10 protein-coding genes are annotated in these 13631 nt (G+C 75.7%); 6 read left to right on the forward strand and 4 right to left on the reverse strand.

Annotated features, from left to right (window positions below; genetic code table 11):
• The first annotated feature begins 155 nt into the window (after positions 1 to 155).
• The 3 genes from lanKC to RMN57_RS29065 all read left to right on the forward strand — a co-directional run bounded on the left by lanKC (position 156) and on the right by RMN57_RS29065 (position 5138).
• Positions 156 to 2831, forward strand: a complete 2676-nt coding sequence (gene lanKC / locus RMN57_RS29055) for a class III lanthionine synthetase LanKC (RefSeq protein ID WP_313766239.1) — start codon at positions 156 to 158, stop codon at positions 2829 to 2831.
• Positions 2832 to 2930: 99 nt separating this feature from the next.
• Entirely contained in the window at positions 2931 to 3068 is a 138-nt protein-coding gene (locus RMN57_RS29060; RefSeq protein WP_107452462.1) for a SapB/AmfS family lanthipeptide, read from the forward strand.
• Positions 3069 to 3368: 300 nt separating this feature from the next.
• Positions 3369 to 5138, forward strand: coding sequence for an ABC transporter ATP-binding protein (locus RMN57_RS29065; RefSeq protein ID WP_313766240.1), 1770 nt, complete (start codon positions 3369 to 3371; stop codon positions 5136 to 5138).
• A gap of 69 nt (positions 5139 to 5207) precedes the next feature.
• Here the strand turns inward: RMN57_RS29065 and RMN57_RS29070 are convergent, their stop codons facing one another.
• From RMN57_RS29070 to fhuB, 4 genes are all read right to left on the reverse strand, one after another.
• A complete protein-coding gene (locus RMN57_RS29070) occupies positions 5208 to 6155 on the reverse strand; it encodes a GNAT family N-acetyltransferase (RefSeq protein WP_313766241.1) in 948 nt (315 codons plus the stop codon).
• Positions 6156 to 6308: 153 nt separating this feature from the next.
• Positions 6309 to 6641, reverse strand: coding sequence for a hypothetical protein (locus RMN57_RS29075; RefSeq protein ID WP_313766242.1), 333 nt, complete (start codon positions 6639 to 6641; stop codon positions 6309 to 6311).
• Between the two features lie 147 nt (positions 6642 to 6788).
• Complete coding sequence (gene fes, locus RMN57_RS29080) at positions 6789 to 7997, reverse strand: enterochelin esterase (RefSeq protein WP_313766243.1); 1209 nt, start codon at positions 7995 to 7997, stop codon at positions 6789 to 6791.
• Between the two features lie 19 nt (positions 7998 to 8016).
• Entirely contained in the window at positions 8017 to 10266 is a 2250-nt protein-coding gene (gene fhuB / locus RMN57_RS29085) for a Fe(3+)-hydroxamate ABC transporter permease FhuB (RefSeq protein ID WP_313766244.1), read from the reverse strand.
• Positions 10267 to 10380: 114 nt separating this feature from the next.
• Here fhuB and RMN57_RS29090 point away from each other — a divergent pair, with 114 nt between their 5' ends.
• From RMN57_RS29090 to RMN57_RS29100, 3 genes are all read left to right on the forward strand, one after another.
• Entirely contained in the window at positions 10381 to 11406 is a 1026-nt protein-coding gene (locus RMN57_RS29090) for an ABC transporter substrate-binding protein (RefSeq protein WP_313766245.1), read from the forward strand.
• Between the two features lie 41 nt (positions 11407 to 11447).
• Complete coding sequence (locus RMN57_RS29095; protein WP_313766246.1) at positions 11448 to 12242, forward strand: ABC transporter ATP-binding protein; 795 nt, start codon at positions 11448 to 11450, stop codon at positions 12240 to 12242.
• Between the two features lie 148 nt (positions 12243 to 12390).
• Entirely contained in the window at positions 12391 to 13566 is a 1176-nt protein-coding gene (locus tag RMN57_RS29100) for a PQQ-dependent sugar dehydrogenase (protein ID WP_313766247.1), read from the forward strand.
• Positions 13567 to 13631 lie beyond the last annotated feature (65 nt).

Consider the following 13631-nt stretch of genomic DNA (forward strand, 5'->3'; position numbering starts at 1 on the left):
ATTCTGATGGTCGCATCGCCATACGGCACTTCCACACCGTGGCTTCCGGCCGGCACTTCCGCGACGCCGGGCGCGACAGACCCCGGCTCCCCACCATCACCAGCTTTTCTCCCGCCGTCCCGCCTGCGCAGGTCCCTGCACCGAGGAGGGTTCCGTTGGACAACCGGTACGAGGCCTACGCCTACGCCGACCCGCTCTTCTACGACTCGCCCCGGCGCTGGGGAGCGCACGAGGAGTTCGCCGCCGTCACCCGGCCGCTGCCCGACGGCTGGGAGCGCGGCGAGCTGGAGATGTGGTCCGTCGTGCGTCCCACCGGCGTCCGGATCCCCGACCAGGGCTGGAAGATCCACGTCTCCTCGTGCATCGAGACCGCGGAGGAGGTGCTGGAGACCGTCCACGCCTACTGCCTGCGCGAACGCATCACCTTCAAGTTCCTGCGCGGACTGCCGATCCTCCAGGTGCAGAACTCCAAGTACGCGCCGCGTGGCTCCAGCGGGAAGTTCTGCACGCTCTACCCGGTGGACGACGCGGAACTGGAGCGATGTCTCCACGGCCTCGGCCGACTGCTGGCCGGCCGCAAGGGCCCCTACATCCTCAGCGACCTGCGCTGGGCCGACGGGCCGCTCTACCTCCGGTACGGCGGCTTCGCCGAGCGCTACTGCCGCAACGAGCAGGGGGAGCGGGTGCTCGCCCTCACCGGGCCCGACGGACGGCTCGTCCCGGACGTCCGGGGTGCCGGCTTCGCCGTCCCGCCCTGGGCGCCCGTCCCGGACTGCATCGCCCCGGCCGTGGCCGAGCGCGCGGCGCAGCAGGACACCGGGCTGCCGTACACGGTGGAGCGCGTCCTGCACTTCTCCAACGCCGGCGGCGTCTACCTGGCCCGCGACGGTGCGGACCGGCCGCCCGTGGTGCTGAAGGAGGCCCGGCCGTTCGCCGGACTCGACCAGCGCGGCGTCGACGCGGTGACCCGGCTGCGCAACGAGCACGGCATCCTCGCCCGCCTCGCCGGCGCACCCGGCGTGCCCGCCGAGCACGGACTGCTGACCGCCTGGGAGCACGAGTTCCTGGTCCAGGAGTACGTCGAGGGCCGGTCCCTCAGCGAGTGGCTGACGGCCCGCTACCCGTTGATCCACCCCGGCGCCGACGAGGACGCCGTCGCGGAGTACACCCGCGACGCCCTCGCGATCGTCGAGCAGGTGGAGCGGGCCCTGGCCGGGATCCACGCCCGCGGCGTGGTCTTCGGCGACCTCCACCCGCGCAATCTGATCATCCGGCCGGACGGCGAGCTCAGCTTCATCGACTTCGAACTCGCCAGCACCCTCGACGACTTCCTCCGGCCCGCACTGGGCGCCGCGGGCTTCACCGCACCGCTCGGCTACACCGGGACGGACATCGACCGGTACGGGCTGGCGGCGATCCGCCTCTGGCTCTTCTTCCCGCTGGCCCAGCTGACCGCCCTCGACCCGGGCAAGGCCGGGCAGCTCGCGGACGCCGTCGAACGCCGCTTCCCGGTGCCGGCCGGCTACGCCGACGACATCCGCCGCTACCTCGGCTCCGCACCCTCCGACGGCCGGACGCCCCGCCCCGAACTCGACCTGGGCCGCGCCGAGACCAGGGCGCTGCTGGAGGCACCGGTCGCGGACTGGCCGGCGATCCGGGACTCGCTCGCCGCCGGCATCGCCGCGGCGGCCACCCCCGACCGCACCGACCGGCTCTTCCCGGGCGACGTCGCCCAGTTCACCCAGGGCGGGCTCGGCCTGGCCCACGGCGCGGCCGGCGTGCTCTACGCCCTGCACGCCACCGGCGCCGCCGTCGACCCCGGCCACGTCCGCTGGCTGGCCGCCGCCGCCCGCGGCCGCACCCTCCCGGCCGGCCTCTACCACGGCGGTCACGGCGTGGCCTACGTCCTGGACCTGCTGGGCGAGCGCGAGCAGGCGGTGGAGCTCCTGCACCGGCTCACCACGGCGACGTCCGCGGGGGCCGAACCGGGGCCGGGGCTGGCCGCCGGCGGTCCCGGCATCGCCCTCACGCTGCTCCACTTCGCCCTCGCCGCACAGGACGACCGGCTGCTGGAGGAGGCGCTCACCCAGGCCAGGTCGGCCGCCGGGGCATGGGAGAAGGCGGGGAACAGCGACCCCCGGCGCCGCGCCGGACTGCTGGCCGGCGCCTCGGGTGCCGCGCTCGCCCTGGTCCGGCTGCACGAGCACACCGGCGACCACGCGCTGCTGGACCAGGCCGAGACCCTGCTGGAGCTGGACCTCGAACGGTGCGTCAGGGTCGGCGACGGGACGCTCCAGGTGGTCGACGGCCGCCGCGTCCTGCCCTACGTCGAGACCGGCAGCGCGGGCATCGGGCTGGCGCTGGACGCACTGCTCGCCCACCGGCCGGACTCCGCCCTGGCGGACCGGGAGGCGCCGATCCGGCGCGCCGGCGAGCCCGAGTTCGTCATCCAGCCCGGCCTGTTCAACGGGCGGGCCGGACTGCTCGGCTACCTCGCCCTCACCCAGCGGCGGGCCGCGGGCGTCGCCCCGCTCGGCGCCGGCGGTACGGCGGACGGTGCCGGCGGTACGACGGACGGCGACGGCGCGGGCGAGGCGGGCGGCGCGACGCTGCTGGACCGGCAGCGCGCCCTGCTGGCCCTGCACCAGATCCCCTACCGGGGGTGGCTCGCCTTCCCCGGCGACCAGCTGCTGCGGCTCTCGACCGACCTCGCCACCGGCTCGGCCGGAGTGCTGCTGGCGCTGGGCACGGCCCTGGCGGGCACCCCCTTCCTCCCGTTCACCGGGGCGCCCGGCACCGCACCGCCGCGCTCGCGCCCCACCTCCCGCTGACGGGCCGTCCGGCCCGTCCGCCCCGGGCGCGACTGCCGCGCCCCCCTTGGCTCCCGGCCGCCCGGCCGGGTGATTCACCGCACAGTGAAGGAGAACGTCATGGCGATCCTCGACCTCCAGACCATGGAGCTGCCCGAGACCGAGGCGGCCCCGATCGACGACACCCTCGCGAGCACCAGCTCGCTGAGCGTGCTCAACTGCGGCACCAGCACGGTCAGCACGCTCATCTGCCTCTGAGCCGTACCGCCACCGCCCGTAGGGCGGGGTAGTACGGCGAGGCCGGCCCGGTGATCTCCGGGCACCTGGCCGGTCACCGGGCCGCAGCGGTCTCCGCTGCGGCCCGGTCCATGGGCGGCGGGGTTCCGGGGCGGGGCGCTCCGGGGCCCGCGAGTCCGCCGCCGTGCCGTCCGCCCGAGCCCGTGTCCGTCCTCGCCGGTCCGTCCGCTCCGATCGGTCGGTTCCGTCCGCTCCGATCGGCAGGTCCGGCCGGCCAGGCCGGCCGCGGCGGAACACCGGCCCCCAGCAGAGAGGCAACCCGTGGCCGACCAGCCCCCCACCGCCGAGACCCTCGTGCCGCCGTTCCGGCTGCGCCGTGAACTCGCCGCCCAGCCCGTCCGGCTCGTCGTCGCCCTGCTGCTCGCCGTGGCGGCCACCGCCGCCGGACTCGCGCTCCCGCTGCTGGTGCAGAAAATCGTCGGCGACTTCTCCGCCCACCGCTCGCTCGCTCCCGGTCTGCTGATGATGGCCGGTGCCGCCGTCGGCGGCGCACTGGCCCAGGCCCTCTCGGGCTTCCAGCTCGCCCGGATCGGCGAGCGGATGACCTACCGCCTGCGGGTCGGCATCATGGCGCACGCGCTGCGGCTGCCGCTGCCCGTGGTGCGGGCCCGCGGCACCGGCGACCTCGCCGCTCGGGTCACCTCCGACGCGCAACTGCTCCGGCAGGTGGTCGAGGTGGCGACCCAGCTGCCGCTCGCCGCGCTCAGCGTCCTCGCGACCCTCGGCGTGATGGTGTGGATCGACTGGGTGCTCACCGCCGTCACCGTGGCCGCGCTCGCCGTGCTGACCGTGCTGGTTCTGGTGATCATGCGCCGGATGCGGTCCAACGTGAGCGGGCAGCAGGACGCGGTCGGGCGGATCGCCCAGCGCTTCACGGCCAACCTCGAAGCGCTCACCACGATCAAGGCGTACCGGGCCGAACCGGTGGCCGACCGGGCCCTGGCCGGGGACGCCGAGGAGCTGCGGGCGGTCTCCCTGACGGGGGCCCGCCTCGGCGCGCTGGTGCCCGCGGTGCTGACGCTCGGCAACCAGTTCGCGATGATCGCGGTGATCCTCACCGGCGGTGCCCGGCTGGCGGCGGGCGACCTGGAGGTCGCCGCCTTCGCCGCGTTCCTGCTCTACCTGCTCCAGACCGTCCCGTCGGTGAACACGCTGGCCACCGGCTTCGGACGGCTCCAGGCCGGGCTGGCGGCCCGGGACCGCTGCAACGAACTGCTGGCCCTGCCGCTGGAGGCTGACCCGGACGACGCCGACCGGACCGCCCCCGCCCCCGAGCCGGACGCCCCGGCCGTGGTCTTCCGCTCCGTCTCCTACACCCACGCCGGGTCCGGGGAGGCCGCCCTCCGCGCCGTCTCCTTCAGCGTCCCGCGCACCGGGCTGACCGCGGTGGTCGGGCCCTCCGGTGCCGGGAAGACCACCGCGCTCTCGCTCGTCGGCCGGTTCGTCCGCCCCTCCGCCGGCGCGATCAGCGTCCTCGGCCACGACGCCGGGAGCTGGCCGCTGGGCGCGCTGCGCGCCCGGATGGCCTACGTGGACCAGGCGTTCACCCTGCTGGAGGCCACCGCCCGGGAGAACCTGCAGCTCGGCCGGGTCGGCCCGGCCGCCGACGGCGAGCTGGCCGAGGCGTTGGCCGCCGTCGGTCTGGCCGAGGACGTCGCCCGCCTCCCGCAGGGCCTGGACACCGTGCTGGGCCGGGAGTCGGACCTCTCCGGCGGCCAGCGCCAGCGGATGGCGCTGGCCCGGGCGCTGCTCGCCGACACCGACATCGTCCTGCTGGACGAGCCCACCAGTCAGCTGGACGGCCTCAACGAACTGCGGTTCCGCGAGATCGTGGAGCGCCTGGCCCGCCGCCGGGCGGTGGTCGTGGTCGCCCACCGGCTCTCCACGGTCCAGCGGGCCGACCACGTGATCATGATGAACCGCGGCACCGTCGTCGACGCCGCCGACCACCCGACCCTGCTGACGCGCTGCCTCCCGTACCGGGAACTGGTGGCCAGCCAGGCCGGACCGTCACTGCTGGGCGGCCGGTAGCGCGGGGAGGCCGGTGACGGGCGCGCGGGTCCGGGGCCGGGGCCGCCTCCGGGGCCGGCCGGTGCGGGGTCAGAGCTGCTTCACCAGCCGGTGGTGTCCCGGCCCCCACCGGTAGCCGAGGGCCGAATTGACCGCGACCATCGGCGCGTTGCCGGCCTCGACCTCGGTGTGCACGGTCCGCACGCCGTGGCCGGCGAGGCGGCGGGCCGCGTGCAGCTTGAGGCTCCGGGCGAGGCCGCGGCCCCGCCAGGGACGCAGCACGCCGGTGTAGTCGATGTGGCAGGTGCGCGGGTCGCGGGTGGCGCGGGCGGTGCTGACGCCGACGATCCGGCCCGCGCACTCGGCGGTGAACATCCAGTCCGGGCGGCACCCCTCGCCGGCCACCGCCTCCGCGTACCAGTGGTCGAAGTCGGGCAGCGCGTCGACGAAACCGGGGTTGTCGCGCAGGGTCTCGCGGTAGAGCCGGTAGAGCTGGAGGGCCGGCTGCGGGGCGGAGGTGGTCGCGAGCGTGCCCAGCCGGATACCGGGCGGGGGCACGGCCGGCGGGAGGGTGTCCAGCCGGGCCGTGGCCGTTCGGATGTGTGCGTCGATCCGGTGGCCGCGGGCGATCGCGAGGCGGAGCAGTTCGGCGTGGCCCTGGGCCAGTTCGCCGAGGAGGCGGCGGGCGCCCGCGCCGCGGGCCCAGCGTTCCAGGGCGTCCATCAGGGGGAGCAGGCGATCCGGTGCCAGGTCCTTCGTGCCGACGACGAGCGAGGCGATGTCGCCGGGCGGGGTCCACGGCGCCCGCCAGGCGGTGGCGAAGGCGGCGAGCTCGCCGTCCGGGCCGGGTTCCACGAGGCGGATCCGGCCGAAGCCGGTGAGCAGTCCGTCGGGGCCGGCGAAGAGGCTGCCGGTGGGCGGCAGTTGAGCATCCTGGGCGCGCAACTCCGCGGGCGTGACGGCCTTCGGCCCGGCGGCGGAGAGCAGCCTGGCCAGCGGTGGGTAGTCGACGGAGGGCTGGAACGGACGGTGAGTCACAATGTGACATTGTATAGAGTGGGCCGGGTGGCCCGCACGAGAATTGCCGTCCCGGCCGTCCCGGATGCCCGGCCCTCCCGGGGTCCGCGGAGCCGGACGGTTCGACCGGTTCGCGGATCCCGGGGCTGCGGCCGGGTGCGGCCGGGTGTGGCGTTACGGCACGGCGATCTGCTGGGTCCGGTTCGCTCCGATCACCTCGATCCCCCTGGTCCCGAGGACGCCGTCCAGCGGCAGGGACACGGTGTACGGGGCGGTGGCGGGGATCCCGATGCCGGGCAGCGAGCCGACGACCTCGATGCCCCAGTAGACCGGCCGCTCGATGTAGACCCGCGGCGACAGGCGGACCGTCATGTTCTGGTAGGGCATGACCCCGTTCACGATGAGGATGAACGTGGCCGGCACGATCCCCGGGACGACCTGCGCCTCGTCGAAGTCGATGATGCGCACGGACTCGGGCGCCGGCAGATCCGTGTAGTTCTCGACCATGATCAGCCTTTCGTCGGTGTGACGTCACCTGTCACCTCGTCGACGCAGACTAGTTGACGATCGCCTACGAACCATGGGTCAACACGCCCGCGCGACGGGTGCCGGCCCACCCGGCGACGCGGCGGCCGGCCCCCGCCCTTCGCCGCGTCAGGCGCCGGGGGGCCGGACCTCCCGCGCGGGCGAGCCCAGCAGGTGGATCAGGCCGTCGGCCAGTCCGCCGCGCCAACAGGCGTAGTCGTGGCCGCCGTTGAACTCGTGGTACGCGACGTCGTAGCCGCGGGCCACCAGGACGTCCCGCAGGTGGCGGTTCTGCGTCAGCAGCATCCACTCCTGCAGGCCGACCTCGACCCAGAACCGGGCCGCCCGGCGCTGCTCCGCCGCGAACTGCCTGGTCAGCCACTCGCTGCCGGCGTCGAACTCCGTCCCGTCCGGCCACCAGAACGATCCGGACTGGCAGAGCGCGTTGCCGAACCGGTCGGGCCGGCGGAAGGCGGCGAACGCGGCGGTCAGGCCGCCGGCGCTCTGGCCGGCGACCACCGTGCGGTCCGGCGCGAGCGCCGTGCCGTGCTCGGCGGCGGCCCACGGCAGCAGCCGGTCGGCGAGGAGGTCGACGAAGTCGGGGTTGCAGCTCAGGTCCTCCGGGCGGCCCGGCCCCATGGTGTGGACGAGCAGCGCGGCGGTCGGCGGGATCACGCCGTCCGCGGCGAGGTTGTCGAGGGTGTCGCCGACGGCCAGCACCTCGCCCCACATCTCGCCGTCCAGCAGTACCAGGACGGGCAGTGGCGCGGCGTCCGCCCCGGTCCCGGCACCCGTCCCGGCGGGGAGGTGGACGTCCACCCGGCGCCCCGCCACCTCGGCCGTCACCGTCCGCCCGCGCGGCACGTCCGCGCGCCGCTGCGCGTACGGCTGGGCGGGGGCGTCGGGCAGGCTGAACACCGAGGACGGCCGGCGGCCGTCGCGGGCGGGCAGCCGCGCTCCGCGGGCGAGCGGGTCGGGGCGGGCGCCGTCCAGGACGCGGAGCCAGTCGGCGCGCGCCGTGCCCGGCACGGCACCCCGCACCGGGTACAGCTGGTAGGACGCCCGGTGGTCGGCGCGCAGCCGGTAGGTGTGGGACCAGCCGCCGGACCGGCGCCGCATCAGGTGCGGGGCGAGGTCGCCGGCGTGCCGGTCCTTGTCGGTGACGGTGTGGACGAGGGCGAGCACGGCGTCGGAGGGATCGTCGGCGGGCCCGTCGCGGTGGACGAAGGTGACCAGCCGGTAGGCCGGGTCGTCCGGGTCCGGATCGACCAGCGGCGCGCCCTCGGCGGCGACGCGGGCCCAGAACTCCTCGTCGGAGGGCGGGAAGTGGTTCTGCATGGCGGTGACTCCTCGGGGATCAGGCGGGGTTGCTCCTGCGGCCGAGCAGCACCCAGAGCAGGAAGGGGCCGCCGAGCACGGTGGTGACGATGCCGACCGGGATCTCGACGCCGTCGATCAGCACCCTGCCGAGGGTGTCGGCGAGCACGATCAGCACCGCGCCGACCAGCGCGGAGCCGAGCACCGGGACGCGGGCGGGCCCGGCGAGCCGGCCGGCGATCACCGGGGCGGCCAGTGCCACGAAGCCGACCGGGCCGCAGACGCCGACCGCGAGGCCCGCCAGGGCGACGGCCAGCAGCAGGCAGGCAAGCCGCACCCGGCCCGGGTCGACGCCGAGCGAGGACGCCACGTTGTCGTCGAAGCGCAGCACCGCGAGGCGGCGGGCGGCGACCAGCGCGAGCGGGACGAGGACGGCCAGCCCGACCAGGACCGGCGTGGCCACCTCGTAGTCGCGGCCGTTGAGGCTGCCGGAGGTCCAGACGTACAGCGATCCGGCCGAGTTGAGCGAGCGGCGGGCCATCGCCACCTGGATGACCGCCGAGGCGAGGGCCGACATCGCGAGGCCGACGACCAGGACCCGGTAGCCGCGCGCGCCGAGGCCGCCGGAGACCACGGTGACCACGGCGACGGCGGCGAGCGCGCCGAGCGGTCCGGCCCACCAGGCGCCGAACGCGCCCGAGGCGGTGACCGAGATCAGCACGGCGGCGGTCGCGCCGTCGTTGACGCCGAGCAGTTCGGGGGTGGCGAGCCGGTTGCGGGCGAGCGTCTGGGTGAGGCAGCCGGCCAGGCCGAGCGCGGCGCCGGCGGCGATGCCCGCGACGATCCGGCCGAGCCGGAACTTCTGCACCAGCAGGACGTCGAGACGGTCGCCGTAGCCGAAGACCGCCCGGAAGGTGCGGCCGAGGTCGAGGTCGCTCTGGCCGGCGTGCGCGGAGACCACCACGGCGGCGAGCAGCACGCCCGCCAGGCCCAGCGCGGCCAGCGCGGAGCGGCGGGGGAGTAGCACGGAGAGCGCGCCGCGCCGCAGCACCACGTCCGGCCGGGGCGTCCCGGCGGTCTCCTCCCGTCGCCCGGGCGAGGACTCGGTCGGCGCGGTGTCGGTCATCCCGAGCGCGGCCATCCGCCGGGAGCGGACGATGGCGATCAGGGTGGGCGCGCCGATCAGCGCGACGATCACGGAGACCGGCGCCTCGAACGGGCGGGCCACCACCCGAGCGAGCACGTCGGCCCCGGTCAGGACGGCGGCGCCGACCAGGCCGGCGAGCAGGGTGAGCCGCCCGACCCGCGGGCCGGCGGCGGCGCGGGCCAGGAAGCCGGCCAGCAGGCCGAGGAAGGAGATCGGGCCGGCCAGGGCGACCGCCGACGCGGTGAGCAGGGTGGCGGCGGTGGCGACCGCCGCCCGGGTGGCGCCGGGGCGGTGGCCGAGGCCCCGGGCGAGGTCGTCGCCGAGGGCGAGTGCGGCGAGCGGGCGGGTGGTCGCCGCGGCCACCAGGAAGCCGGCGCCGAGCACCGGGGCGAGCTGGCGCAGTGTCGTCCAGCCCTCCACGCCGGCCAGCGAGCCGAGCACCCAGACCCGGTACCGGTCGTACGCCTCGGGGGAGTTGACGATCAGTACCCCGGTCAGGCCGCCGAAGGTCGCGCCGACGGCGGAGCCGCCGAGCACCAGGCGCATCGGCGAGCCGCCGGCCCGGCCGCCGGAGAAGGCCAGCACGATCCCGCTGGCGAGCACGGCCCCGCCGAAGGCGAAGGCGAGGTAGCCGAAGCTGCTCTGCACGCCGAGGACGGCGATGCCGAGGACGACGCCGAGCGAGGCGCCCGCGTTGACGCCGAGCAGGCCGGTCTCGGCGAGCGGATTGCGGGTGACGGACTGGAGTTGGGCACCGGCGACCCCGAGCGCGCCGCCGACCAGCAGGGCGGTGAGGGTGCGCGGCAGGCGCAGGTCGCCCACGACCAGGGCGAGCCGGCTGTCGGCGCGGGCGCCGCCGCGGTCGAGCAGGTAGTCGAGCACGCGGGCGGGGCCGACCTCGCCGGCGCCGACGCAGAGCGAGAGCGCGGCGAGCGCGAGCAGGGCGGCGAGGACGCCGCCGACGGTGAGCCAGGCGGTGCGGGAGCCGGTCCGTGGCGCGTCCGGCGACCCGGACGGATCGGGGTCCGGCCCTGCGGGTGAGGAACCCCGCGGGGCAGGGGCGGAGTTCGGTGCGTCGGAGGCGGGGCCGGGGACGGTGTCCGGGCCGGTGCGGGGCGGTTCGGCGGCACCCACTTGCGACATTGTCATAAGGTAAGGCTAACCTAATGGTCATTGCGTTCCGATGGCCGCCCGGTGCTGCACCGATTGCCGCGGACCGGCCCGACTCCCCTGCAACACCCCTGCCCGGAGGCACCCATGTCGACCGCCCAGAGCCCGCTCCACCTCGTCCGCCGCCGGGCGGTCCAGGCGCTGGCCGCCACCGGGGCGGCAGCCCTCCTGCTGACCGGCTGCGGCTCCTCCGGCTCCTCCGGGAAGGGCTCCGCCGACAAGGCGTCCACGTCCGGCGGCCCGGCCGCCGACGCGGCCGCCGGCGGCAAGCGGACCGTCAAGGACGCCACCGGCAAGGCCGTCGAGATCCCCGCCGAGCCCAAGCGCATCGTCACCCTCACCCAGGAGGACCTGGACGCGGTGCTCGCCCTCGGGCTCAAGCCGGTCGGCATCACCAACGGCCAGGGCCTGGCCGAGCCGCCCGCCTACCTGAAGGACAAGGTGCAGGGCGTCCCGGTGGTCGGCAACCTGCTGCAGCCCGTGATGGACAAGGTGATCGCCGCCAAGCCGGACCTGATCCTGGCCGGCGACATGCAGGACGAGCAGGTGCTCAAGCAGCTGCGCGAGATCACCCCGGCCACGCTGGTCACGATGGCGCCGACCGACGACTGGAAGCTCTCCTTCCGCGGCATCGGAAACGCCGTCAACAAGCTGGAGCAGGCGAACAAGGTCATCGCCGACTACGACGCCAAGGCGGCCAAGGCCGGCGGCGAGCTCGGCGCCAACAAGGGCGCCGCGGTCTCCATCGTCCGCTGGAACCCGACCGGGCCGAGCTGGATGGAGAAGAAGCAGTTCGCCGGCGGCGTCGCCCTGGACATGGGCCTGACCCGCCCGAAGGCGCAGGACAAGGACGGCAACGCGCACACCCCGGCGCTCAGCCTGGAGAAGATCAACGAGATCGACGGCGACTGGCTGTTCCTCTCCACCCTCACCGACGACGGCAAGGCCGCGCTGAAGGACGTCCAGTCCAAGCCCGCCTACCAGGAGCTGGGCGCGGTGAAGAACAACCACACCGTCACCGTGGACGGCTCGGTCTGGTCCACCCGCGGCGGCCCGCTCGCCGCGGACGTGGTCATCGGGGACATCGGCAAGGCGCTCGGCGCCAAGTCCTGACCCACGGCCCCCGGCACCCGCGCCAACCGAAGGAGGACGCCATGGAGTTGACGGTCGAAGGGCTCACGGCCGGCTACGGTCCGGGGCGCCCGGTGCTGAACGCGGTCGACCTCGTCCTGCCCGCCGGGCGGGTGGTGGCGATCGTCGGCCCGAACGGCTGCGGCAAGTCCACCCTGCTGCGCTCGATCGCCCGGCTCCACCGGCCCGACGCCGGGCGGGTGCTGGTCGGCGGCGAGGACATCTGGCGGCTGCGTCCGCGCCACGCCGCGCACCGGGTCGCGCTGCTCCCGCAGAGCCCGCAGGCGCCCGAGGCGGTCACCGTGGCCGGGCTGGTCCGCTACGGCCGCCACCCGCACCAGGGCCTGTTCCGCCAGTGGTCGGCGGAGGACGAGCGGCTGACCGCCGAGGCGCTGCGCGCCACCGGCGTCGACGCCTTCGCCGACCGCCGCCTGGACCGGCTCTCGGGCGGCCAGCGGCAGCGCTGCTGGCTGGCCATGGTGCTGGCGCAGGACGCGCCGGTGGTCCTGCTCGACGAGCCCACCAGCGCGCTCGACCTCGGCCACGCGGTCGAGGTGCTGGAGCTGGTGCGCGAGGTCGCGGCGGGCGGGCGCACCGTCGTCATGGTGCTGCACGACCTCGCGGCCGCCGCCCGGTACGCGGACCTGGTGGTCGCGATGCGGGACGGCGAGGTCGTCGCGTGCGGCGCGCCGCGCGAGGTGGTGGACGCGCCGCTGGTCCGGGCCCTCTACGACATCGACAGCGACGTGCTGGCCGCCCCCGGCGACGGCGCGCCGGTGATCGTGCCGAGGGCGGGCGCCCGGGTGGCCGCGGGCTGAGGCGTCCGGAGGGCGGGGACCGAGGGTGGCCGGACGGCCCTTCGCGGGCCCGGCGGCGGGTTGCCCGCCCGGTTGCGGGCGGATGTGGTGTCCTGGGTGGCGCCGCATCCGAACCCGTCCCGCTCGTTCCGCTCCGGGAGGCCCACCGGTGCTCCGCCGAACCGCCGTCGTGCTGCTCACCCTCGTGCTCGGGCCGGCCGCGGCCGCGGGCTGCTCCTCCGCCGAGCCCGCACCCGGGACGCCCTCGACGGTCGGGACCTTCGCCTCCTCCCCGCTCCCCACCCCGGCGTCGCCACCGGCCTCCGCCCCCGTCCCCGCCTCGCCCGGCGCGACGCCGTCGGTCGCCGTCCAGGGCACCGTCACCGACGGTCTCCGGTCGCCGTGGGGCCTGGCGGTGCTGCCCGGGGGGGACCTGCTGGTCTCCGAGCGGGACGACGGGCGGATCCTCCGGGTCGCGGCCGAGGGCGGTGCCAAGACCGAGGTCGGCACCGTTCCCGGCGTGGTCCCCGGCGGGGAGGGCGGGCTGCTGGGCCTGGCGCTGTCGCCCGGCTACGCGACCGACCACCTGGTCTATGCCTACTTCAGCACCGCGAACGACAACCGCATCGTCCGCTTCCCCTACGACCCGTCGCGGCCCGCCGGGCAGCAACTCGGCGACCCCACCGTCGTCCTGACTGGCATTCCGCACGGTCCCCGGCACAACGGCGGCCGGATCGCCTTCGGCCCGGACGGCATGCTCTACGCGACCACCGGCGACAGCAGCAACCGCGCCCTCGCGCAGGACCTGAGCTCGCTCGGCGGCAAGATCCTCCGGGTCACCCCCGACGGCGCCCCCGCCCCGGGCAACCCGTTCCCCGGATCGCCCGTCTACTCCTACGGTCACCGCAACGTCGAGGGGATCGCCTTCGACCCCCAGGGCAGGGTCTGGGCCTCGGAGTTCGGCGAGGACAACTGGGACGAGCTGAACCTCGTCCGGGCCGGCGGCAACTACGGGTGGCCGGAGGTCGAGGGGATCGGGGACCGCCCGGAGTTCATCGACCCGGTGGTGCGGTGGCGCACCTCCGAGTCGTCCCCGAGCGGCATCGCGTACGCCGACGGCGCCGTCTGGGTCGCCGGGCTGCGCGGTACCAGTGTGTGGCGCGTGCCGCTCGACGGCGACCACCTCGCCGCCGCGCCGCAGGAGTTCTTCGACGGCGCCTACGGCCGCCTGCGCACCGTCGTCGCCGACCCGGACGGCACGCTGCTGCTGATGACCAACAACACCGACGGCCGCGGCGACCCGCGCCCCGGCGACGACCGCATCCTCCGCCTCACGGTCGGGTAGCGCCGACCGTCGTCCGGGGGCGCCGGCCGCCCTTCCGGTGCGCCGGCCGCCGTCCTGGGCGCCTG

The sequence above is a fragment of the Kitasatospora sp. CM 4170 genome (genome assembly GCF_032110285.1).
In the GTDB taxonomy this organism is placed as follows: domain Bacteria; phylum Actinomycetota; class Actinomycetes; order Streptomycetales; family Streptomycetaceae; genus Kitasatospora; species Kitasatospora aburaviensis.